The sequence below is a fragment of the Alteromonas sp. ABH4_456 genome, from assembly GCF_056160645.1.
Map to the genome: position 1 here is coordinate 47,048 of NZ_JBSWXO010000007.1, position 23,649 is coordinate 70,696.

Here is a 23,649-nt window from a genome sequence, read left to right on the forward strand (position 1 = left end):
ATGTGCGGTGAGCAAAGCAGAACATGACATTGATTTAATACCGGGCGACTGAAACCACCAGGGCTGTTCATGCGTAACTAACTGGTTTATGGCAAAAAGACTTCCACCTCCTTTTTATCAGTGGCTACGAAGTAAAGGCTGGCAACTGCGCGACTATCAACGTCGTATGCTGCCGGCTGTCGCGGACAATAACGCCACACTGCTGATTGCTCCTACCGGGGCAGGAAAAACCCTGTCCGGTTTTCTGCCTTCTCTGGCTGATTTATACCGCCATCCCGTAGCAGGATTGCACACCTTGTATATGTCTCCTTTGAAAGCCCTGACAAACGACATTCAGCGCAACCTGATGGCACCGGTGGAGGCCATGGATCTGCCGGTAACTATTGAGACCCGTACCGGAGACACCCCATCCCATAAACGCCAGCGTCAGCGGCGCAAACCGCCGAATATTTTGCTTACCACACCTGAATCACTGATGCTTTTGCTGTCGTATGCCGATGCACCGGCCATCTTCAAAAACTTGAAGACGGTGATCATTGATGAGGTTCACAGCCTGGTTGCCAATAAGCGTGGCGATTTCACTTCTCTTGCACTGGCAAGGTTACAAACCCTTGCGCCTGATATGCACCGTGTCGGGTTATCAGCAACGGTTGCACACCCTGAGGTTATTGCCGGCTGGCTTGGCCGGACGGGGGAACCGGCTGAAGTGATTCAGGTACCGCAGGCGGTGAAGCCTGAAATTACCCTTCTGGAATCAGAGCACCGCATGCCGTTCGGCGGCTTTATGGCACGCTACGCTATGGAAGAAGTCTATACCGCGATTAAACAGGCCGGCACCACACTGGTGTTTGTGAATACCCGTGCACAGGCTGAACTGGTATTTCAAATGCTGTGGGAAGAAAACCGTGAAGGTTTACCTATTGCGTTGTACCACGGTTCTTTATCGAAAGAGCAACGCCGCAAAACCGAAAGCCTGATGGGACAGGGGAGTTTACGGGCTATTGTCAGTACCTCAGCGTTGGAGTTGGGGATTGACTGGGGTGATATCGACCTGGTTATACAGATTGGCGCACCCAAAGGCGTCAGCCGGCTACTGCAACGAATTGGCCGGGCAAATCATCGGCTGGATGAACCCAGTAAGGCATTACTGGTGCCGGCTAACCGGTTTGAAGCGGTGGAATGCAGGGCGGCGATGAATGCCATTGCCACAGGTGAACTGGATGGCGAGCCACTGCTCCCCGGGGCGATGGATATCCTGCCGCAATTTATACTCAATTGCGCCTGCAGTCAGCCCGCAGACCCGGAGGATATTTACCGGCAGGTACTGGATGCCGCACCGTATCAAAGTATCGATTACGCCGATTTCATGAAGTTGTGGCAGTTCACCGTTGACGGCGGTTATGCGCTGCGGGCCTACGAACGTTACCAGCGGATGGAAAAACGGGAGGACGGCACGTACAGCCCTGCATCCAAACGGGTTATTCAGCGTCACCGGCAAAATATCGGCACCATAGTGGAAGCCGGACGGTTGAAGGTGAAGCGCATCCGCCGGGGCAATCAGGGCAAAATTATTGGTGAAGTGGAAGAGTACTTCGCCCAGCAGCTGGTGCCCGGCGACACCTTTATGTTTGCCGGAGAAATCCTTAAATTCGAAGCTATCCGGGACATCCAGTTGCACGCAAAGCCCGCCAAAGGCGGTGAGCCGAAAATCCCTTCCTACGCCGGCGGGCAAATGCCTATGTCTACTTTTCTGGCAGAGGGCGTAAGGCAGATTCTGGATACGCCGGCAGACTGGTCAACGCTGCCGGCACAGGTACGGGAGTGGCTGGAATTACAGCAGGCATTCTCGGCCCTGCCCGACAAAACGCGGGTGCTGATTGAGCAGTTTCCTTACCGCAAGACAAACTACCTATTGTTTTATACCTTCGAGGGCCGCAAGGCGAACCAGACACTGGGCATGCTGATGACGCGACGCATGGAAAAAATGCGTTTAAAACCGCTGAGCTTTTCTGTCACGGACTATGGTTTGTCTGTATGTTTGCTGGAGAAGGTGACAGAAGCGCAACTGGAACAATTGTTCCGGCCGGATATTTTGGGTGACGAACTGGAAGACTGGATGCTGCATGCACCGATGCTGAAACGGTCATTCAGGCAGGTTGCCGTGGTCAGCGGCCTGACAGAACAACGCTATCACAGCAGCAACAAAACCATGAAGCAGGTCACTTTTTCCACTGATCTGATTTACGATACCTTGCGGGAGCATGAACCCGACCATATTTTACTGACTGTTACCCGTGCGGACGCAGAGAGGGAACTACTGGATTTGAAACGGCTGGCTGACATGCTGATCCGGTTTTATGACAAACTTCACTTTGTGTCGTTACCCAAAGTGTCTCCCATGGCCATTCCCATTGTGCTGGATGTGCGTAGCGAACAGGTGAAAGGCGCCGGTGCACATGCAGTGATAGAGCAGGCCAGTTTGTATCAGGAAGCAGAAGACATGATGGCAGACATCAGAGCCTTGTTAAGTGGTGACGCGCCGGGTGAAGCAGGGAGAAACAGATAGAAAGTGCAGGATATTGAGTGGCAATAACAGAAGAACAGCTTAACCGTCTGGTAGCGCACAACAGGGCAGTGCCGGTAAGGTTTGCGCAGCAGGTGTTTATTGCCGATGGCAGGGGCGTGCTGTATTGCCCGGCCAGGGACGCGCTGGTGGTATCCGATCTGCACTTCGAAAAGGGAAGCTATCTGAGCCGGTTTGCCAACCCGTTGCCACAACTGGACAGTCTGGCGACATTGCAGCGCTTGCAGAAAATACTGTCAGACTATGCGCCGGCACAGGTTATCTGCCTTGGGGACAGTTTCCATGATGCCGGTGGCTTTGATCGCATGGGCATTGCAGAAAGAAAGCTGCTGGCTGGTTTAACGGCACAATATAAAGACTGGGTATGGATAGCCGGCAACCATGACCCTGAGATCCCGGCCGGTGCCGGTGGCCGCACAATCGATGTTTTGCACTGGGGCAATATCAGGCTGCAGCACGAACCGGATGAATCCGCAGACACGCCTTCCGGTGCAAGAACTCCGGCCGCGCAAATCATCGGCCATTTTCACCCTAAAACCCGCACCTGCGTTGGCAGAAAACGTTTCTCCGGTAAGTGTTTTGTATGCGATGACAGCCTGTTTATCATGCCTGCCTTCGGGCAGTACACCGGTGGTCTGGATGTCAGTAGCGGGGTGCTCACTGCGTTGCTGAAGCCAGGTGAAAGGCAATGTTTTTTACTGTACGAAAATAAAATATATCGCTGTAAACCTGACTGAAAGTACAGTTATCCTTTTGTATCGGGTGTACTACACTGGCACGCAGTTATCTACCGGAACGCTGCCACTATGTACACGCATCGTCGCTGTCCCTGCTGCAAAAGCCGCAGTATTTGCATGAAAGCCCTCGCCACCAGCGGTAAGTTTATGTGCCGTGAATGCTGGCAACCTGTCAGAGTCAGCCGGTTATGGCGATACGGTGCAACCTTGTTTATGCTGGTAAGCACATTCCTGCTGTTTCAATTTAAATTTCGTTTCGCCGGGGCAGTATTATTTTTCCCTTCTCTGATGCTGCTTGCAGGGAATGATATCTATGCGGTGAGGTGGTTTCCGCTGACCAGATTTAAAGACAGCGATTATGTGGGGGATGAGCTGGATAAGCGCACAAGCCACCGTTTGCGCTGAAGGCAAGACGGCAGCCTGCGGGCTGGCGGAAGCTTAATCCCGCCAGCGTTTAGTTAAATCTTCATAGGCGTCAATGCGACGGTCACGGAAGTAAGGCCAGATGCGTTTTACCTTTTCAGTTCTTTCCATATCCAGTTCTACCGCCAGCGTTTCCTCTTTGTCGGCGGAGGCCTGTGCAAGCACTTCACCTTGGGGGCCGGAAATAAAACTCTGTCCCCAGAACTGAATGCCCGGGTCGCCTTCTACCGGAGAGGCTTCAAAACCGGTACGGTTTGCCACAATGACAGGTAACGAGTTGGCAACAGAGTGAGCGCGCTGAATCGTATGCCAGGCACCGTGCTGGCGCTGACGCTCTTCTTCCGTATCGGTCATATCCCATCCGATAGCGGTGGGGTAGAACAATAAATCAGCACCGGCCATCGCCATCAGGCGGGCTGCTTCCGGATACCACTGATCCCAGCAAACCAGCACACCGAGTTTGCCCACACTGGTTTCAATTGGCTTAAAGCCCATGTCGCCCGGCGTAAAGTAAAACTTCTCGTAAAAACCGGGATCATCAGGAATATGCATTTTGCGGTATTTGCCGGCAATTTCTTTGCTGCGGTCAAACACCACGGCGGTATTGTGATACAGCCCTGAGCCCCGCTTTTCGAACAAAGAGGTTACCAGCACAATATTGTGTTTTTCTGCCAGCTCGCCAAAGAAGTCTGTAGCCGGTCCCGGAATGGGCTCTGCCAGATCAAATGCATTCGTGTCTTCTTCCTGACAGAAATACAGTGTTGAATGCAGCTCCTGTAATAAAATACATTCGCAACCTTCAGCGGCCAGCTTAGCAACCTGCTCTGCACTCTTGTTCCAGTTGGTGGCTTTATCGTTGCCGGCAACGGCCTGCTGAACCAGGCCTACTTTAAGGGATTTCTTAGGCATAGAGGGTCACTCCTTTATTCAGTTGAGCCAGTACAGAAGGCTTCAATGTGTTAACCGGAACCTGCATGGAAATACAATGCAGACTGCCGTATTGTCGTACCAGGGTGTCACAATTCACCGGTACGATGGTGTGATCAGGGAAGGCGGCCTGCGTGACGGCAATGGCTTCTGCGTCCTGAGGCTGCTGATAAACAGGCAGTAAAACCGCATCATTGCAAATCAGGAAATTCGCGTAGGATGCAGGCAGGCGATCACCGTCATCGTTATACATTTCCGGTAACGGCAATCTGAATTGCTCGTGGGCAGGGAACGCATCTTCGCACTCTTCACACAACGCAGCCAGACCGGCAAAATGACTGTCTTCAGGGCAGTTATCCGCGGCCTGAATAACCAGACCTTGTGACGGTGTAAAACGCACCAGTGTATCAATGTGACCGTCGGTATCGTCGCCTTCAAGGTGTCCCTGATGAAAAATGGTCACTGCAGTGCAATCCAGCATCTTGCGGAATTCATCTTCATATTGTGCCAGGGGCATTTTGCCGTTGCGCTCAGGATTTTGCAGGCACTGTGCAGTTGACAGCAGGTGGCCGTTCTCATCAATTTCCAGTGCGCCGCCTTCGGCAACGATATCGCTGGTTTTCAGCGGAAGCTGACACATACCCGCCAGATAACGCTGGTTTACCCGATTATCCAGTGACGCATCGAATTTATTGCCCCAGCCGTTAAACTGAAACTCGACGGGTTGTCCCGGGCTGGTTGTATCGCCCGCGGCTCTGCATGTTAAAAAAGCATAGTCCCGTGCCCACGTATCATTGAATTCAGCAGACACAATTAATACCCGTGCACTGGCAGGTAAGCGGCTTTGCACGCCGGCAATATCACTTTCACGGCACAGCAGAATGACACCGGCTTTGGCGGCATTCACCTGCTCAATCACCTGCAGATAAGTGGCTCTTGTTTCTTCAAGCCAGGGAGCCCAGTCAGTCTGGTCATGGGGCCAGGCGAGGATCACAGCATCGATAGCTTCCCACTCAGGAATAAGTGGTGAAGGTGTGTTCGTCATTGCGGTTCCGTTGAATCAGTTAGTAGACGGCGCAAGTATACCCCGTCCCAAAATGGCGATAAATAAAAGACGTTGAAATCAGTTGAATTTAAGATGGCGTCCGCCATTGACCAGCAACGCCTCTCCGGTCACATACGATGCATTGAGCAGATAGTTCACTGCATCCACCGCAGCCTGAGCGCCGGGCTCACTCTGCATCAGCGACTTCGCCAGCGCTTTTTGCTTATAGGCTTCATCGTCGCCTTCGTTAAACATCAGCAGTGCCGGTGCAATGGTGTTTACCTTTACATCCGGCGCGAGCATTTGTGCAAATGATAAGGTCAGGTTATGCAGTGCCGCTTTACTGGCAGCGTAAGCCAGGTGTTTTTCACTGCCAATGTCCTGCACAAAATCGGTTATGTGGATGATATCTGTTTTTTCTTCTGTGGTTGTCAGTAACGATTTCAATCCCATATTCATCAGATAAGGTGCTTTCGCGTGGATTTGCATCATGGCATCAAACAGGGCCGCATAATCTTTGCTGTGTTTTTCTGAGTCCCATGATGATGCATTGTGAATGACCGCCCGCAGGCTGGTTGTGTGACTTTTCACCGCTTCAATACATCGCAGGATGCCGTCATCGGTGCTAAAATCTGCACAAATTGCCACCGCACCGGCTTTTTCAAGGTGCTCAATGGAAGCTTTATGAGTACGGTATGTTACAATTACGGGATAGTTGTTTGTGAGCAGGTTTTCGGCGATGGCAAGGCCAACGCGCTGCGAAGCACCGGTTATCAGCACTGGACTGGGCAAAGCAAACTCCTTGGATGATCAGGTTAACGCCCCTGGTTTCATCATTAAATTTTTATCATCTGACGAAAAAAGTGGTCTGTAAGTATAGCCTTTTTCGTTAAATGAAAATCAGGTTGTTCGGAATTTTTCTAATGTTATCAAATGAAGCAGTAGTTGTACGTGACGCAATCGAACCCGGATTGTCCCCTGCGGCAATTAAGGTAAGAAATGCACTTGAAGCGAAAGGACTGGAAACACCCATGGTGCGCAATGGTCTGTCTGATGATGAGAAGCGCGCACGCATTCAGGCGGCGATGACAGACATCATGGATACGCTCGGGTTAGATCGTACTGATGACAGTCTGGCTGAAACACCGGCGCGCATTGCGAAAATGTACGTTAATGAAATATTTGGCGGTCTGGACTACCGGAATTTTCCTAAGATCACTGTGATTGAGAATAAGATGCAGCTCAATCAACCCGTACAGGTTACAGATATCAGCCTGACAAGTACCTGCGAACACCACTTTGTCACCATCGATGGCACGGCAAGAGTATCTTATATCCCGAAAGATACGGTGATTGGTTTGTCTAAACTGAATCGTCTGGTGAGCTTCTTTGCCCAGCGACCTCAGGTGCAGGAACGACTCACGCAGCAAGTGCTGGTGGCTATCCAGACGCTGGCGGGCACTGAGGATGTGGCGGTATCTATTAATGCAACGCATTACTGCGTAAAAGCCCGCGGGATCAGAGATACCAATTCCTACACGAAAACGTCTGCTCTCGGCGGACAATTCACTACCGATCCGTTACTCCGTCAGGAATTCTTCAGAGACTAGTTAAGGTTAAGAAAACTGCCTGCGCACACAGGCAGTTTGCATGTTTCAGAGAAGATTATCGCAGCGCGATATCAGAAGACGCTAAAGAGACAATAAGATTGATTTTCTCGCCGATACCATCGGCAGGTACCACTTCCAGATGAGAACCGCACTTGTCACAGGTGGTGTACTTTTCACGGTACATTTCACGGTGCGTATCCAGTTCAATGGCATTGATATGACTACAGTGCGGGCAAAGATACTCTTGCTCCAGGGTAGCATTCATAACGTTTCCTTATTTTAAAGTGAAGTCGCGATTTCTGTTCCATAGAAATCGATAGATCAGTCGCATCTGCAACTAACAGTGTTATTAACAGCTAAATTCTCCACGTCTGTTGCCGGGACTTCTAAAACCGCAAAAGACATATTAGGAGGATAAGATGAAAGCACTAACGGGATTATAGTCCAATTACAGAATTGTAAAGAGCTATTCACCACCGGTTTTCAAATAACTACGATGAATAACTTAAAAAGGTTTGAAAAAGCGCCGGCATAGGGGAAGCCGGCGCATGAGGGTCAGATAAGCCACCAGCTTAACTGATAGGGACGCAGTGAAATAACCTGTTCGTGACCAGTGAGCTTGCTGTCACTTAACAAGTCACGGGCCGGTTTATGTTCGATAGTATTCAAAATATTGCCGCTTACCTGCTGTGCATGCTCGCTGAAATTGCACAGGCCGAGCATTTTCTGGCCCTGCTGGTTGTAGCGGACAAAACCAAAGCAATGATGATTACCGGTATCCAGGATTTCCGTACGGGCATCACCGAAAACAGCATGCTGCCTGCGGATATCCAGCATTGTTTTCAGACCATTAAAGACTTTTCGTTGGCAGGCTTCATTAAGGCCGGCCGGCGCATTGTCCTGGTTCATCACATTTTCAATATGCGCATCAGTAACCGCTATACGGTTTACCCAGCGGTCATCATGACGCTTCGCCGGGTTGTCGCGGTAGCTATAGTCGTTCAGTAAACCGAGTTCATCGCTGGAATAAATAAGCGGAATACCGCCGATAGAAAAGGTAATGCCGTAAAGCAACAGCATACGTTCTATGGCTGTGTCGATGGCATTCTGATCCATGCTGACCAGTGCTTTTTCCAGTCCGCAAAGTGAAGCCAGTGAACCACATACACGACAGTCACCATTCGACGGATTTTCTGCAAAAGGAACACCTGACGAAAACGAACCGTCAAAACGACCGGTGAAATACTGGTTCAGGAAGTAACGGTGATCATAAGGGTTAACACCAATCTCATGCGCTACGCCGTCATCGAATGTCCAGCCAATATCATCGTGACAACGCACATAGTTCACCCATGTGGTGTCGTCAGGAATAACAAAGCTCTTCTTCAGAGATTGTGTCAGCAGGCGTGTTTTTCTTGTGGCGAGACTGTTCCACAATAATGCCATTAATAACGGGTTATAAGACAGCTGGCACTCTTTCTTATCGATGTACTTCACCACCTCGTCAGGATGCACAATCGCTTCTGATTTGAATACAACGGCCGGCGCTACGATTTGAAGGCAGGCGTTGAATGCCTGGATCAGGCGGTGGGCATTGGGCTGATTTTCGCAATTGGTGCCCATGTCTTTCCAGATAAAGGCGAGGGCATCCAGACGCAGTCCTGCACAACCTATGTTTGCCAGAAACAGCATTTCTGAAGTGATAGCGTTAAACACTTCCGGATTACTGTAATTTAAATCCCACTGGAAACTGTTGAACGTCGTCCACACCCATTTTTCCATGGTGTCGTTGTAGGTGAAGCTGCCCCTGCGAACCTGAGGGAAAATTTCCCGTAAATCCCGCTCATATTGATCAGGAATGGTACGGTCATCAAACAGGTAATAATAGTTCTGACAGGTTTTATCCCCCGCCAGCGCAGCCTTCGCCCATGCGTGTTCGTCTGAGGTGTGGTTAAAAACGAAATCCAGCACCAGGTCTATGCCTTCTGCCTGCAACGCATCTGACAGAGCTTCAAGATCTTTCATATTACCCAGTGACGGGTTCACTTTGCGGTAATCGGAAACTGCGTAGCCGCCATCACTGTCACCTTCGGGTGAATCGTACAGTGGCATTAAATGAATGTAGGTGATCCCCAGCGCTTTATAGTAGGGGATTTTATGATGCAAATCTTTCAGTGTCGGACCCATGAGATCGACGTAACAGGCGAGTCCGGTTTGTTCCTGACCTTTATACCAGCGGGGATCCTTCAGCTTGGCAGCATCCTGCTGTTTTAACTTTGGCTTACGGGCTTTCAGTCCGTCTCGCAGCAGCTCTACCAGTTTTTGCAGATGGTAATAACAGTCATACTGATGACCATACACAAAGGTATAACGTTGGAATAACGTCGGGAAGTGGGCTTCCAGACGACTGACAAAGGTTGCACTGTCGCGCTTACTGAGCATGGACAGATCCACAGAAGCCAGAATACGGCTTAAACACTGTTCACTGTCTGCGGCATAATTCATTTTATACTCCTGCCTTTCACTGTAAACACCGGAAGATGGCGGTTTGGAATTCACATTTGATTCACAATGATGTTTACAGAGTTTGTACGTTCTGTTACTTTATCTTAAACGATTAAGTGATTTTTGCAAAACATTCTGAATGACTTATTTCTAGTGTCTCAGGAGAAATTGTCTACACTTAATCGAAAAAGTCTCACACGTTTAAATGGTTAAGTTTAGACGAGGTGATGATAAAAAAATGTTAATAGTTGAAATTTAATCCTCAGGTGAGGGGCCACAGGTTGCCTTATCTGCAGTTTATGAGGCAGCCGTATGCAACAGTCGAACAGCCAGTTCATTCGATGGCTTACGTACTTAATGTTTATGATGTTCGCAATGACATCAGATTCTGTGGGCGAAATAATTAAAGAAGTGAAAGTGGCGTTTGATGTCACTAATGCTCAGGCAAGTTTGATGCATTCTCTGCCCATGCTGGGTATTGCAATGTCTGGTTTGTTACTGGGGTTTCTTGCTGACCGCCTTGGTCGTAAAACCACCATCATAATCGGGTTAAGTGTATTCGGTCTGGCGTGCTACAGCTTCTTTATCGCCAACAACTTTGTTTTTATTGTCAGCCTGATGACCTTATCCGGCATTGCGGTGGGTATTTTTAAAACAGGTGCGCTGGCGCTTATCGGTGATATTTCCTCATCAACGAAACAGCATACCGCTACCATGAACGGTGCTGAGGCCTTCTTTGGAGTGGGTGCGATAATCGGCCCGCTGATCGTTGCCTGGCTTATTCATAAGGGTGTGCCCTGGCAGTACCTGTACATTATCGCCGGCGGGATCTGCACATTTCTGATAGTGGTTGCGGTGTGGGTGAAGTATCCGGTTTATACCCGCAATCAGGACGACAGCGTTGAAAAAGTCTCAGTCCGTCAAAGTTTGTCTCTGGTTAAAAATCCCTATGCGCTGGGTTTCTCCACCGGGGCCTTTTTATATGTTGCTGCAGAAAGTGCGATTTATGTGTGGATGCCAAGCTATCTGGTGTGCGACGCAGCCTCGTTAAGAGCGACTTATGATTGTTATACCGGCGGCGCGGCCCAAACTCTGGCCATTTATTCTGTTACCGCTTTTTTCATACTTCGTGCTGCCGGACGCTTTGTCGGGATCTGGATGATGAGTCATTTTAACTGGGCACTGGTTCTGATGTTATTCAGCGGCGCCATTGTTGTGTGCTTTGCCGGCGGTCTGATGGGGGGCAAACAGGTGGCACTTTATCTGTTTCCGCTTACCGGTATCTTTATGTCGGTGATTTATCCGACGTTTAATTCCAAAGGCATCAGTTGCTTTCCTAAACATCAGCACGGATCGGTGGCGGGTGTGATACTCTTTTTCACTGCAGCCGGAGCAGCGGCCGGTCCGTTCATTATGGGACTGGTCAGTGACGCAAATGGTGGCGATGCTAAATACGGCTTTATGGTTGCCACCGTGTTTGCCAGTTTGCTGTTTGCCGGTCTGTTATTTAATTATCTGAAGAACCCGACTCAACGTCAGTTAGAAAAAATTGAGGCTAGTGAATATGGCGCTGCTTGATCAGTATTATGCGGTTATTGAAGCCGGCGGAACAAAGTTTAATTGCGCTATTGTGGATGCTGCCAGGCATATCGTTGAAGAAATCCGCATACCCACTACGACGCCGGAAGAAACCCTGGCTGCCTGTGTCAGTTTCTTTGAAGCACAGCGTGACAGAGGCTACCACTTTTCGAAGGTGGGAATTGCCAGTTTTGGTCCGTTGGATTTGGATAAAAGCTCCGATACCTGGGGCTTCATTACCAAAACGCCGAAACCTCACTGGAGCTTCGCGTCTGTGGCGCCTTACTTTGCCAGCGCACTGGATTGTGAGGTTGAAATTGATACCGACGTGAATGCTGCAGCGCTGGCGGAATATCGCTGGGGTGCAGCGCAGGAAGCCAGCGTGGCTGTGTATGTAACCGTAGGTACCGGTGTCGGCGGCGGAGTGGTGATTAGCGGAAAGCCCCTGCATGGTCTGGTGCATCCTGAAATGGGCCATTTTAAAGTCATCCCGCCAAAGGGCATAGAAGGTGTGTGCCCTTTCCACGGTAATTGCGTGGAAGGTCTGGCATCAGGTACGGCACTGGGTAAAATCTGGGGACAGCCGTCTGATACGCTGCCGGATGATCACGAAGCCTGGGATAAACTTGCCGACGTGCTGGCGCAATTGTGCCATAACCTGATGGTAGGTTTAAGCGCCCAAAAAATCGTGTTCGGTGGCGGTGTAATGCAGAAAACGGGCATGATGGAGCGTATTGTTTATAAAACGTCAGCCAGCCTGAAGGACTACATTGTCTTCCCTCAGGGCAAGAGTCTGGACGACATTATTTGTCTGCCGGGGCTGGGTACCCGCTCGGGCATTTATGGCGCGCTGGCGCTGCTGGACCATGACGCATAACGTGTCAGTTAATTTCGTACAGTTCCAGTGGTAAACCATCGGGATCCTGTAAGAACGTAAAACGTTTTTGTGTGTAGGGATCAGTACGGATATCTTCGCAGCTGACATCATGTGCTGTCAGCTGTGCCACAGCCTTATCAATATCACTGACTTTAAAAGCCAGATGCCTTAATCCCTGTGCCTCGGGGCGTGAAGGTCTTGCCGGTGCGCCGGGAAAGGAAAATAACTCTATCTGAGAACCATCTGGCAGGGCGAGGTCGCACTTCCATGAATCCCGTGCTTCACGGTAATTTTCGTCAATAACACTGAAACCCAGTATGTCTGTGTAAAAGGCTTTTGAAGCCTGATAGTCGTTGCAGATAATCGCAACATGATGAAAGCCGTTTAGCATGGTGTTCCTTAGCGGGATAAAAACCTTAAAAAAGGAGAAACCGGCGGGCTTCTCCTTGCATAGATGGTGTCAGCTGCTCAGGGCACATCACTGCCGCGGGCTGACTCAAGCAGAGCGTACCAGTGTCCACGGCTTAAGGTGACGTTAGTTGCCTCTGTACACTGCCTGATACGTTGCAGGTTTGTGGTGCCGATCACAGGTTGAATGCCGGCAGGATGGCGCATCAGCCAGCCCAGTACAATGGCTTCCGGTGACACACCGTACTCTGCCGCCAGTTTGGTAACCAGCGCCGCCGTGGCAACATCTTCTTCGAATTCAGCATTGCCGCCTGTATACCGGCCCTGTGCCAGGCTTCCCCATGCCTGCAACTGCACTTTATTCAGCATGCAGTGTTCAATGGTTCCGGGCGCATAGCCCATATTGCGGTTGTGGGCGCTGTTAGTGGTAATGCCATCTTCTACCCAGTCGCGGAATGCCAGACTCATTTCAAGCTGATTGGCGATAATGGGTGTATCCAGTGCACTTTGCAAAAATGCAATCTGATGACCGTGCATGTTAGACACACCGAGGTGTTTAATTTTGCCTGATGCCTGCAAATCATGAATGGTTTGTGCAACTTCACTGAGTTCAATCAGCGGGTCAGGTCTGTGCAGCAGTAAAATATCCAGTTGCTCAATGCCTAAACGGGACAAAATACCGTCTACAGATTCGGTTATCCATTTGGCAGAAAAGTCATAGCGCTTGGGACCTGCTTCATCTTCAAAGCGGATGGCGCATTTTGATTGCAGAATCATCTTATCTTTCAGCGATGGTGCATCTTTTAGCACTTGCCCGAATACCTGTTCCGCTTTGGTCAGTGTATAAATATCGGCATGATCGAAAACGGTGATGTTATTTTCAAGCGCTGTTTCGATGACGTCTCTGGCCTGCGTGTAATGTTCTCGGGTGACCGGGGAGCTGTCCCAGTCACCGCCGAGGCCCATACAGCCGTAGACCAGTTTACTCGCGTTAGGAAAGTAGTGAGATAACATGCAAATTCCTGAATTGATTTTGTTTATTTTTGCCAGATTAACATGTTTTCAGGTATCCGGATCGGGTTTGCAATCGTATGTAAGCCAAACATGTTTAATTTGATTGTAAGAGTGCCTGCTATGCGTTTATTCACTTTTTTCATTTTCGCTTTGTTTGCGATTTCCGGTTGTACATCGAAACCGGAGGGCATACAGCCGGTAAAAGATTTCCGGCTCGACAGGTATCTTGGTACCTGGTACGAAATTGCAAGATTACCTCATTCCTTTGAAGAGGGTCTTACGCAGGTAACGGCGACTTATTCTCTGGCTGAAGACGGCAGTGTGAAAGTTATCAACCGCGGATATGACGGCGAAGATAACAAATGGGACGAGGCTGAAGGTAAAGCCCTGTTCGTAGAAGATGAGCAAACCGCGCACCTTAAAGTGTCTTTCTTCGGGCCTTTCTATGCCAGCTATGTGGTGATAGCGCTGGATGAAAACTACCAGTATGCCATGGTGACCGGTCCCGACCGCGATTATTTGTGGATCTTGTCCCGTAATCCGTCGATGCAGGAGGATTTGCTGCGATCTCTGGTAAGTAAAGCAGAGGGAATGGGTTACGACACCGGTAAATTGATCTACGTTAAACAGGATATGCACCGTGCTGAATGAGCGGCACGGAAAATAAAACCCTGCTACAATTGCGGTTTTTCCTCACCGGAGTAAATTGTGGAAAATCGTGTAATGAGCCGTGCGGGCAGCGCATGTGAGTTGTGTGGCAGTCAGGACCTGGTTGCACTGTACGAAGTGCCTTTTTCACCTGACAGTGAAGCGGATACGCATATCGCTGCGTGTCAGGTTTGCCGTGACCAGTTAAATGGCGAAAGTGAATTAAATGCAGACCACTGGCGCTGCCTGAACGAAGCCGTGTGGTCGCCTGTTGCACCGGTACAGGTGACGGCGTGGCGCATGTTGAATAAGCTGAAATCAGAGACCTGGGCTCAGGATTTGCTGGACATTGCGTATCTTGAAGACAATGTGCGTGCCTGGGGCGAGGCCGGTCTGGTGGATCTGAACCGTGAGCCGACACTGGATTGCAACGGAACCGCGCTGGCTGCCGGTGACACCGTTCATCTGGTCAAAGATCTGAACGTGAAAGGCGCCACATTCACTGCAAAGCGGGGAACGGCTGTACGTAATATTGGCTTAAGTGATAACCCGCTTCACATTGAAGGCCGTGTAAACGGTACCCGCATCGTCATTATTGCCGCCTATACAAAGAAAGCCTGAAACCCGGGTCAGACTGTCGCGCATTTTACCTGAGCAAGGTGCGCGACATTCGTGCACAGTGACGTCTTATCAGGCATAATTAGCCAGAGAAACAGACAACACAGGCAAAATACACCCGATGCAGACGTTAACTATCCGCACCCCCGATGACTGGCACTTACATTTCCGCGACGGCGATATGCTGGGCGAGACCGTACCGGCAACAGCCCGTTGCTTCGCCAGAGCGATTGTCATGCCGAATCTGGTTCCGCCGGTCACCAATGCTGAAATGGCAACTGCGTATAAGCAGCGTATTGAAGCAGCGCGACCTGCGGGTAGTCAGTTTGAGCCGTTGATGACGCTCTATCTGACCAATCAGACGACTGCTGAAGATATTGCAGCGGCAAAAGCAGCCGGGGTGGTTGCCTGTAAATTATATCCGGCGGGTGCAACGACTAACTCTGATGCAGCCGTTTCTGCCATTGAAGCACTTTATCCAGTGTTCGAAGCCATGCAGGCACACGGTCTTTTACTGTTGATCCACGGCGAAGTCACGGAAAATCACATCGATATTTTCGACCGTGAAAAAGTGTTTATCGATACCCACCTGCGTCCTATTGTTGCAGCTTTTCCTGAACTGAAGATTGTATTTGAGCACATCACCACGGCCGATGCCGCTGAGTTCGTGATGCAGGCCAGTGATAATGTGGCTGCGACCATTACGCCCCAACACCTTCTGCTGAACCGTAATGATTTACTGGTTGGCGGTGTACGTCCCCATAACTATTGTTTACCGGTGCTGAAACGCAATACTCACCAGAAGGCGTTACAGGAAGCGGTAGCCACCGGCTCGCCTAAATTTTTCCTGGGCACAGATTCTGCGCCTCATGCCCGACACCGTAAAGAAAATGCCTGCGGTTGTGCCGGTTGTTACAGCGCCTGGAGTGCTATTGAGCTTTATGCAGAAATATTTGATGAGCTGAATATTCTGGATAAATTTGAAGGCTTTGCCAGTCTTCACGGTGCAAACTTCTATGGTTTGCCGTTAAATGAAGGCACCATCACGCTGGTTAATTCTCCGTGGCAGGTGCCTGAAGTGGTTACATTACCGGACGGCACTGAAATGGTACCGTTTCATGCAGGGAAGACACTTAAATGGAAGCTGGAGCAGTCTCTTTCTTAAGATGGCTCACCGGCGGTCTGAGTCTTCTGGCCAGCGTTCTCGTTTCTGTTAACGCTGAGCCATTGTCGGTTATTGTCAGTCCTGTGCCTGTGTTTTCTGAGGAAACGCAGGATGGCGAATTACGCGGGTATACGGTCAATTTTATCCGCGGGGTGTTGTCAGAAGCCGGGCTGGAAGACAGTATCAGACCGGAACCTTTTGCCCGCATGCTGGCGGATTTGAAAAAGAATCCGCATCAGTTAGGGGCCTCGGTGGTACGCACACCGCAAAGAGAATCCCAATATCACTGGATCGCGCCGGTAACGGCAACGCCCAATCAACTGTACATTAAAAAAGAAAGTGTTTTTGCCCGGTCAGGGGTATCGTCGCTGAACCAGCTTTCTTCCATTGCAGTTATGCGCGATGACTACCGTCATGAGTTGCTCAGACAAGCCAATGTGTCCGGCGTACTGGCGGTGAATTCCTGGGAGCAGGCAATCGGCACATTGCTGAGAGACCGGGTTGAAGGTGTGCTTTTTTCTTCAGCCGGCGTCCGTCTGGTGTGCGCGCAAGCCCTGATCGATTGCGATGAACTTATCCCGGCTTACACCACCGGCACACCTGTCAGTTACCTGGTTCTGCCGAAGACAGAGGGCAGTGAAGCGCTGGCTTTGACCCTCACGCAGGCGGCAGAACGGTTCAGGCAAACCCCGGCATTTCGCCAGCTCGTCGATGAGGTGCAGGATGAATTAACGGCTTTCGGCCTCATCGCCCGAACTGATAATGGTGTGTTGTATTTGTCAGACTCCCGGAGTATCGACAAAGCAGAGCATATCTGGGTGTTAGGGGAGCTCTCCGGTGATTTCGCGAAACTAAATTCGCGGCAGGAACTGGTGGGATATAGTGCTGATTTAGTGCGCGCACTGTTAATTGAAGCTGATGTCGATGCCCCCTTGCTGCCAGTGCCCTGGCAGCGGTTAATGCGGGAATCACTGCAAAAGCCTAATGTGCTCGCATTTACCGTGGCCAGAACCCCGGAGCGTGAAGAGCTCTTCCACTGGATAACGCCGGTAACCCGCAATAGTTACGGACTATTCGGGCTGGACGACGAAACCTGGGAGAATATAGACGATATTCCGAAAGGTAAGGTCACAGGAACAATCAAACGTGACTTTCGCAGCGATATAGCCCGTAAAGCGGGACTGCCTGTGGTGGAGTTCGATTCATGGGGAGAAGTGGTTGAAGCTCTGCATCAGGGAGATATTGACCTGGCATTTGCATCGCCCGGCGCCATGGACCACGGATGCAGGCAAAGTGCAGCCGGTTGTAAGAACATACAATTAGCTACCCGTCACAGTGAAGTGACTACCTGGGTGGTATTGTCGAAATCTGGAACAGATCCGATGCTGGTAGAAAAATTCACAGAAGCTGCCAGCCGGTTAAAACAATCAGAGAAATATTTGCAGTGGGCTGAGCGCTGGGCGAGAGACATTAACCAGCGCAGCAATACCCGCTATTCGGTTAGGGATGGCATCATGTATTTATATAGTATCGATAAGACACAATGACACAATTTTCAGAATTACACGCAATTTCCACCCCGCTTCAGGACGCTCTGGGCCGGCTTGGATTCCCGTCAATGACGCCGGTTCAGGCCGGTACGCTGCCGCAGGCGCTGGAAGGCCGCGATATCATGGCTCAGGGGCAAACCGGCAGCGGCAAGACCGTGGCTTTTGCGGTGGCAACACTTAACCGGGTTGAAGTCACGGAATTTACTACTCAGGTTGTGGTGCTGTGTCCCACACGGGAACTGGCTGCACAGGTGGCTGAGCAATACCGTGCAGTGGGGCAGTGTATGTCGAATCTGAAGGTGCTTACATTGTGCGGCGGTGAGCCCATGGGTCCGCAAATTCAGTCTCTGAAACATGGCGCTCATGTGATAGTGGGTACGCCGGGCCGTATCCTTGATCACTTACAGAAAAACCGGATTGATTTGAGCGGCGTGACATCGCGGGTGCTGGATGAAGCTGACCGCATGCTCGACATGGGTTTTGCAGACGGTGTAGATGAAATTTTTTCCTACACCGCTGAGCAGGTACAGACATTACTCTTTTCTGCTACCTGGACCGACGGTATCAAACGGATGGCGAATAAATATCTCGCTGATCCTCTTACCTTCACTGCTAAGGCTAATGTGGTAGCGAATCCGGATATTGAGCAACAGGCGTATTCGGTAGAAGAGCATACCCGTCTCAATGCCTTAAAAGCCGTGCTGACTACCATTCAGCCAACTAAAGCGATTTTGTTCTGCAATACCCGTAAACGGGTGACCGAAGTGGTGGATGAACTGACCGCTGCCGGATTTTCCGTAGCCGGTTTGCAGGGGGAAATGGAACAACGTGAGCGTACCGACGTACTGGCCCGTTTTGCTGCAGAGGCGTTGTCAGTGCTGGTGGGAACGGACGTCGCTGCCCGTGGTCTGGATATCAAGGAAGTCGACTGTGTGATTAACGTGGATGTCAGTGAAGATGCAGATACCCATACACACCGTGTAGGGCGAACCGGCCGGGCCGGAGCGAAAGGTCTGGCGGTCACACTGGTCAGTGACCGCGAGAAGGATCATTTCGAAAAGATTGAAGCTTTCGCGGAAATGAAAATTCCTCTTAAAGGCTCACAGAGCCTCCGTTTTCATGCAAACCGTATCACCAGCCCTGTATATGTTTGTCTGCATGTGAATGCAGGTAAAAAAGAAAAATTACGTCCCGGTGACTTCCTTGGCTCGCTGGTGAAAGACGCGGATATTGCTGCTGATGATATTGGTAAGATTCAGGTACAGAACTCGCAGAGCTTCGTATCGGTGAAAGAGCGCAGTGCGAAGCGTGCATTAAAACTGTTCCGGGAAGGGAAGATTAAAGGCAAGCGTGTGCGTGCCCGCAAACTGGGTTAAGAAGACGGTAAACTACACAATGATTCGCTTATGGCGGACATTCACCGCTTTTGGCAGCGGTTATTTTTCAGCCTGATATAGTGGGGAGCGCAACTCACCACTCAGGCTGAAAAGGAGGCTCCATGTACGATGAGTTTTTATCCGTTTCTGTGTGCGATTATGCAGATGCATTGCCGCGTAGTCAGTTCATACATTACGACATCCATTCACTGTGGCAACCCGCGCCACGTATTGCCGGGCCGGCCTTTACGGTTAAGTGTGAACCCGGCGACCATCTTATGCTTCATGCCGCAATATACCGTGCAAACCCAGGCGATATCATCGTCGCGCAGGCCGATGATATGTACGCGCTGGCTGGCGGGAACGTATGTGCCATCGCGCAGCAGCGGGGTGTTGCCGGATTTATTATCGACGGTGTAATCCGTGATGTGCAGGAAGTGCGGGAGATGGAATTTCCTGTTTTTGCCAGAGGCGTATGTCCGAAACCCGGCGCGAAGAAGGTATTATCTCCCCTTAATCAGCCGGTTGAATGCGGTGGGGTTACTGTGAACCCGGGCGACATCATTGTTGCAGACAAAGAGGGGATCGCGGTTATTCCTCTGGCTGATGCAGCAAGTGTTCTGGATATCGCTAAAAAGAGAAATGAAAAGGATTCATCAGTGTCATTAGCACAATGGCAGGATGATCATCTTGAAAAAGTGGAATCCATCCTCACTAAGCTAGGGTTTAAAGAATAACCCGGACCCTCACATGTTTTCATTTTTTGAACGGCTGACCAGGCCGTTCCCTGACGAAGCCCCGACCCAACCACCAGAGGGGCTCGTTGCTTTTTGTCGTCATTATTCACGGGGAATGTGGCGCATTATTGCTGTTGTATCCTTATTGAGTGCAATTATTGCTGCGCTGGAAGTAGCATTGTTCGGCTTTCTGGGTCAACTGGTAGACTGGTTTTCAGCCCATGACCGTGACACATTCCTGCAGGACGAAATGTGGACCCTGGCGGGAATGGGGTTTGTGGTTCTGGTATTAATCCCGGGCTGTATTTTGTTGCGTTCTCTGTTCAACAGGCAATCGCTGATGGGAAACTATCCCATGCGGATCCGCTGGCAGGCCCACCGTTATCTGCTGGGACAGAGTTTAAGTTTCTTTCATAATGAATTTGCCGGCCGTGTCGCCACAAAGGTGATGCAAACGTCACTGGCTGTCCGTGAAACCGTAATGAAACTGCTGGATCTGATGGTGTACATCTGTGTGTACTTCATATCAATGGTGGTACTGGTTTTCTCAACGGACTGGCGTCTGGCCATGCCACTCATCATCTGGTTCTTCGTTTACATTGGTATTTTGCGCATCCTGGTACCGAAGCTGAAAGCGGTATCGCAAGCTCAGGCAGATGCAAGAGCTGTAATGACCGGGCGTATCGTCGATAGTTATACCAACATCACTACCGTAAAACTGTTCTCTCACAGCCGCAGAGAAGCGGATTACGCGAAAGAAAGTATGGATGGTTTCCTGCAAACGGTTTATCCGCAAATGCGACTGGTCACCATTCTGGAAAACTGTGTGGAACTGGCTAATGCCATACTCATCTTTGCTATCGGCGCACTGTCTGTGTACCTGTGGATGCATGAAATTGTGTCACCGGGAGATATCGCTGTGGCCATCAGTCTGGTACTGCGCTTAAACGGCATGTCTCACTGGGTTATGTGGGAAGTGTCATCGCTGTTTGAGAATCTCGGTACGGTACAGGACGGAATGAATACGCTGGCGAAGCCCGTTGAGGTGAAAGATGCCGGCGATGCAGAAGCCCTTGCCGTGAAAGGAGGCGCTATCCGTTTTGATAACGTGAACTTCTCCTATACCGGTAGCGATAACCGTGACATTAACGTGTTTAATCAACTGGATATTGCCATCAAGCCGGGTGAAAAGGTTGGTCTGGTAGGGCGTTCAGGGGCCGGAAAATCAACCCTTGTTAATCTGCTGATGCGTTTTTACGATACCAATAGTGGTGAAATTCGCATTGACGGACAACCGGTAAAGTCTGTTTCACAGGAGACGTTAAGAGAAAAAATCAGCATGGTGACCCAGGATACATCTCTGATGCACCGTTCTGTGCGGGATAACATCATCTACGGGCGTACTGACGCCACAGAAGAAGAAATGATAGAAGCGGCGAAGCAAGCTGAAGCCCATGATTTTATTCTTTCACTGTCCGACAGTGAAGGGCGTACCGGCTATGATGCCCACGTGGGTGAACGGGGCGTGAAGCTTTCCGGCGGTCAAAGACAGCGTATCGCCATTGCCCGTGTACTACTAAAAGATGCGCCCATTCTGATCCTTGATGAAGCGACTTCGGCGCTGGATTCTGAAGTTGAAGCAGCGATACAGGATTGCCTGAATTCAGTGATGGACAACAAAACCGTGCTGGCAATTGCCCACAGGCTGTCTACCATTGCACAAATGGACCGGCTGCTGGTGCTGGACCGGGGAGAAATTGTGGAGTCGGGTACACACAGTGAGCTTGTTGCCCGTAACGGCATTTATGCGAAACTCTGGGCGCACCAGACCGGCGGCTTTATCGGTGTGGAATAGGGTAAAGAGACGGATTGAAACCATACCGGAGAGGCAGAATAAGGCGCCCCGGTGAAAGAAGATAAGTGGCCTTGTGATTCAAAACTGGCTGCACCAGAGGGATTTTGATGACAGCCAGTGTTGTATCTGTAGCGAGGATGGGTATAATACGCGTCCCTCCCTTGCGAATCCGCGATTTTCCTTAAAGAAACGCCTCAGAATTCACAAGGGAAGTGCAACTGAAATTTGTCCGTACAGACAACAGGGGTGTAGTTCGAATTGGTAGAACAGCGGTCTCCAAAACCGATGGTTGGGGGTTCGAGTCCCTCCACCCCTGCCAGAATTAAAATGCTATAGCGAACGTTGTAGCGACTGACGACGCAGTATTGCTAGGATCGTGAAATGAGCGAAAAAACGGAAAGTACGTCCAATCCGTTGGACATGATGAAATGGTTAGTGATCTTTGCATTACTGGCCGGTTTGATTGCTGCAAACCACATGTTCGGTGAGGTTTCAGTGTTGGTACGTGCGCTTGTCGCCGTTGCAGTCGTTGCTGTAGCCGGCTTTATTGCGGCCACGACTGAAAAGGGCAGTGCGTTTCTCACATTTGCCAAAGAATCCCGCATGGAAGTGCGTAAAGTTATCTGGCCAACCCGTCAGGAAACTAACCAGACAACACTAATCGTAATGGCTGCGACGTTAATCATGGCACTGCTGCTGTGGGGCCTTGACGGCATTATCGTACGTTTAGTTGCCTTCATCACCGGAATTGGAGTGTAAGATGTCTGAAGAGAATCAAACACCAGAAGAAAATCAGGCAGCATCAGAAAGCGCTGCACCAGAAAATAAAAAGCGCTGGTATGTTGTTCAGGCTTATTCGCAGTACGAATCCCGCGTAAAGAAAACGCTGCTTGAATACATCAAAATGCACGAAATGGAAAAGTTCTTTGGTCAGGTACTGGTACCTACTGAAGAAGTGGTTGAAATGCGTGCTGGTCAGAAACGTAAGTCAGAGCGTAAGTTCTATCCTGGTTACGTGCTGGTAGAAATGGAAATGAACGAGCAGTCATGGCACTTAGTGAAGAGCGTACCTCGTGTACTGGGCTTCATCGGTGGTACCTCTGACCGTCCTATGCCTATCACCAAGCGTGAAGCAGATGCGATCCTGAACCGTCTGGAAGAAAATACAGACAAGCCAAGACCAAAAACACTGTTCGAACCGGGCGAAGTGGTTCGTGTTACCGATGGTCCTTTCGCAGACTTCAACGGCGTTGTCGAAGAAGTGGATTACGAAAAGAGCCGCGTAAAAGTATCGGTTCTGATCTTCGGCCGTTCTACCCCTGTCGACCTGGAATTTGGTCAGGTAGAAAAAGGTTAATCGCACAAAGCGTATTTGAAAAAACCTGCTCCGGCAGGTTTTTCTGTTTTATGAGAACCCTGTTTAAGGATTTCTCAAACTTAAAGTTGCATAAGTCGACTATTTGTTGTACATTACGCGCCCTTCGAAACCGAACGGGAAGCCGATTGAGTAAATATTCTCGAGTATTTACGAGGCGTTATACCCACTAACGAGAGCATTAAAATGGCTAAGAAAGTAACTGGCTTAATTAAGCTTCAGGTTGCAGCAGGTGCTGCTAACCCTTCTCCACCAGTTGGTCCTGCACTGGGTCAGCATGGTGTGAACATCATGGAATTCTGTAAGGCTTTCAACGCAAAAACTGAAAGTCTCGAGAAAGGCGCTCCGGTACCAGTAGAAATTACTGTATACGAAGACCGTTCTTTCACATTCGAAACCAAAACTCCTCCTGCGTCTTACCTGCTGAAAAAAGCAGCTGGCATCAAGAGTGGTTCTGGCCGTCCTAACACTGAGAAAGTTGGTACAGTTACCCGCGCTCAATTGGAAGAAATTGCCAAGACTAAAGAGCCTGATCTGACTGCTGCTTCTCTGGACGCTGCTGTACGCACTATCGCGGGTTCTGCTCGCGCCATGGGTCTGAACGTAGAGGGTTAATC

General features: G+C 50.1%; 23 protein-coding genes and 1 tRNA gene. 17 read left to right on the plus strand and 7 right to left on the minus strand.

Annotated features, from left to right (window positions below; translation table 11 throughout):
* Positions 1-88 precede the first annotated feature (88 nt).
* The 3 genes from ACXAG2_RS12190 to ACXAG2_RS12200 all read left to right on the plus strand — a co-directional run bounded on the left by ACXAG2_RS12190 (position 89) and on the right by ACXAG2_RS12200 (position 3,726).
* Entirely contained in the window at positions 89-2,566 is a 2,478-nt protein-coding gene (locus ACXAG2_RS12190) for a ligase-associated DNA damage response DEXH box helicase (RefSeq protein WP_474867350.1), read from the plus strand.
* 17 nt (positions 2,567-2,583) lie between these two features.
* The gene (pdeM, locus tag ACXAG2_RS12195; RefSeq protein WP_474867353.1) at positions 2,584-3,321 is read left to right on the plus strand and encodes a ligase-associated DNA damage response endonuclease PdeM; all 738 of its coding nucleotides are present in this window, start codon (positions 2,584-2,586) and stop codon (positions 3,319-3,321) included.
* Between the two features lie 117 nt (positions 3,322-3,438).
* Positions 3,439-3,726, plus strand: coding sequence for a hypothetical protein (locus ACXAG2_RS12200; protein ID WP_474867356.1), 288 nt, complete (start codon positions 3,439-3,441; stop codon positions 3,724-3,726).
* A 33-nt stretch (positions 3,727-3,759) separates the two neighbouring features.
* On the opposite strand, the gene ACXAG2_RS12205 is transcribed toward ACXAG2_RS12200, so the two are convergent.
* From ACXAG2_RS12205 to folM, 3 genes are all read right to left on the minus strand, one after another.
* Complete coding sequence (locus ACXAG2_RS12205; protein WP_119502635.1) at positions 3,760-4,653, minus strand: carbon-nitrogen hydrolase; 894 nt, start codon at positions 4,651-4,653, stop codon at positions 3,760-3,762.
* The gene (locus tag ACXAG2_RS12210) at positions 4,646-5,716 is read right to left on the minus strand and encodes an agmatine deiminase family protein (protein ID WP_474867359.1); all 1,071 of its coding nucleotides are present in this window, start codon (positions 5,714-5,716) and stop codon (positions 4,646-4,648) included. Before ACXAG2_RS12210 ends, ACXAG2_RS12205 begins: the two co-directional genes overlap by 8 nt.
* 78 nt (positions 5,717-5,794) lie before the next feature.
* The gene (folM, locus tag ACXAG2_RS12215; protein WP_474867362.1) at positions 5,795-6,508 is read right to left on the minus strand and encodes a dihydromonapterin reductase; all 714 of its coding nucleotides are present in this window, start codon (positions 6,506-6,508) and stop codon (positions 5,795-5,797) included.
* 131 nt (positions 6,509-6,639) lie between these two features.
* Here folM and folE point away from each other — a divergent pair, with 131 nt between their 5' ends.
* Positions 6,640-7,326, plus strand: coding sequence for a GTP cyclohydrolase I FolE (gene folE, locus ACXAG2_RS12220; protein WP_474852884.1), 687 nt, complete (start codon positions 6,640-6,642; stop codon positions 7,324-7,326).
* Between the two features lie 55 nt (positions 7,327-7,381).
* Here the strand turns inward: folE and ACXAG2_RS12225 are convergent, their stop codons facing one another.
* Both ACXAG2_RS12225 and ACXAG2_RS12230 read right to left on the minus strand, forming a co-directional pair.
* Complete coding sequence (locus tag ACXAG2_RS12225) at positions 7,382-7,591, minus strand: hypothetical protein (protein ID WP_119502631.1); 210 nt, start codon at positions 7,589-7,591, stop codon at positions 7,382-7,384.
* Positions 7,592-7,881: 290 nt separating this feature from the next.
* Complete coding sequence (locus tag ACXAG2_RS12230) at positions 7,882-9,831, minus strand: alpha-amylase family protein (protein ID WP_474867365.1); 1,950 nt, start codon at positions 9,829-9,831, stop codon at positions 7,882-7,884.
* A 357-nt stretch (positions 9,832-10,188) separates the two neighbouring features.
* Between ACXAG2_RS12230 and ACXAG2_RS12235 the strand changes: the two genes are divergently transcribed.
* The gene (locus tag ACXAG2_RS12235) at positions 10,189-11,409 is read left to right on the plus strand and encodes an MFS transporter (RefSeq protein ID WP_474846309.1); all 1,221 of its coding nucleotides are present in this window, start codon (positions 10,189-10,191) and stop codon (positions 11,407-11,409) included.
* Positions 11,396-12,286: an ROK family protein gene (locus ACXAG2_RS12240; RefSeq protein WP_474867368.1), complete on the plus strand. Its 891-nt coding sequence runs from the start codon at positions 11,396-11,398 to the stop codon at positions 12,284-12,286. Before ACXAG2_RS12235 ends, ACXAG2_RS12240 begins: the two co-directional genes overlap by 14 nt.
* 4 nt (positions 12,287-12,290) lie before the next feature.
* On the opposite strand, the gene gloA2 is transcribed toward ACXAG2_RS12240, so the two are convergent.
* The gene (gloA2, locus tag ACXAG2_RS12245; protein ID WP_474867370.1) at positions 12,291-12,677 is read right to left on the minus strand and encodes an SMU1112c/YaeR family gloxylase I-like metalloprotein; all 387 of its coding nucleotides are present in this window, start codon (positions 12,675-12,677) and stop codon (positions 12,291-12,293) included.
* A 77-nt stretch (positions 12,678-12,754) separates the two neighbouring features.
* Positions 12,755-13,708 (minus strand): aldo/keto reductase, encoded by a 954-nt coding sequence (locus ACXAG2_RS12250; protein ID WP_474867373.1) that lies wholly within the window; start codon positions 13,706-13,708, stop codon positions 12,755-12,757.
* Positions 13,709-13,828: 120 nt separating this feature from the next.
* Here ACXAG2_RS12250 and ACXAG2_RS12255 point away from each other — a divergent pair, with 120 nt between their 5' ends.
* From ACXAG2_RS12255 to rplK, 11 genes are all read left to right on the plus strand, one after another.
* Entirely contained in the window at positions 13,829-14,359 is a 531-nt protein-coding gene (locus ACXAG2_RS12255; protein WP_474867374.1) for a lipocalin family protein, read from the plus strand.
* Between the two features lie 54 nt (positions 14,360-14,413).
* Positions 14,414-14,977 (plus strand): PhnA domain-containing protein, encoded by a 564-nt coding sequence (locus ACXAG2_RS12260; RefSeq protein ID WP_349591049.1) that lies wholly within the window; start codon positions 14,414-14,416, stop codon positions 14,975-14,977.
* Positions 14,978-15,095: 118 nt separating this feature from the next.
* Positions 15,096-16,139 carry a dihydroorotase gene (gene pyrC, locus ACXAG2_RS12265; protein WP_119502625.1) on the plus strand — a complete coding sequence of 348 codons (1,044 nt, stop codon included), beginning with the start codon at positions 15,096-15,098 and terminating at the stop codon, positions 16,137-16,139.
* A complete protein-coding gene (locus ACXAG2_RS12270; RefSeq protein ID WP_474867377.1) occupies positions 16,112-17,686 on the plus strand; it encodes a substrate-binding periplasmic protein in 1,575 nt (524 codons plus the stop codon). The genes pyrC and ACXAG2_RS12270 overlap by 28 nt, the downstream gene beginning before the upstream one ends.
* Positions 17,683-19,065, plus strand: a complete 1,383-nt coding sequence (dbpA, locus tag ACXAG2_RS12275; RefSeq protein ID WP_474867380.1) for an ATP-dependent RNA helicase DbpA — start codon at positions 17,683-17,685, stop codon at positions 19,063-19,065. The genes ACXAG2_RS12270 and dbpA overlap by 4 nt, the downstream gene beginning before the upstream one ends.
* A gap of 122 nt (positions 19,066-19,187) precedes the next feature.
* Complete coding sequence (locus tag ACXAG2_RS12280; RefSeq protein ID WP_474867383.1) at positions 19,188-19,802, plus strand: RraA family protein; 615 nt, start codon at positions 19,188-19,190, stop codon at positions 19,800-19,802.
* 13 nt (positions 19,803-19,815) lie between these two features.
* The gene (locus ACXAG2_RS12285; protein WP_474867386.1) at positions 19,816-21,657 is read left to right on the plus strand and encodes an ABC transporter ATP-binding protein; all 1,842 of its coding nucleotides are present in this window, start codon (positions 19,816-19,818) and stop codon (positions 21,655-21,657) included.
* Between the two features lie 242 nt (positions 21,658-21,899).
* Positions 21,900-21,976, plus strand: a tRNA-Trp gene (locus ACXAG2_RS12290).
* Positions 21,977-22,038: 62 nt separating this feature from the next.
* Entirely contained in the window at positions 22,039-22,416 is a 378-nt protein-coding gene (gene secE, locus ACXAG2_RS12295) for a preprotein translocase subunit SecE (RefSeq protein WP_119502620.1), read from the plus strand.
* A 1-nt stretch (position 22,417) separates the two neighbouring features.
* Positions 22,418-23,014: a transcription termination/antitermination protein NusG gene (gene nusG / locus ACXAG2_RS12300; protein ID WP_119502619.1), complete on the plus strand. Its 597-nt coding sequence runs from the start codon at positions 22,418-22,420 to the stop codon at positions 23,012-23,014.
* Between the two features lie 204 nt (positions 23,015-23,218).
* Positions 23,219-23,647: a 50S ribosomal protein L11 gene (gene rplK / locus ACXAG2_RS12305; RefSeq protein ID WP_070123202.1), complete on the plus strand. Its 429-nt coding sequence runs from the start codon at positions 23,219-23,221 to the stop codon at positions 23,645-23,647.
* Positions 23,648-23,649 lie beyond the last annotated feature (2 nt).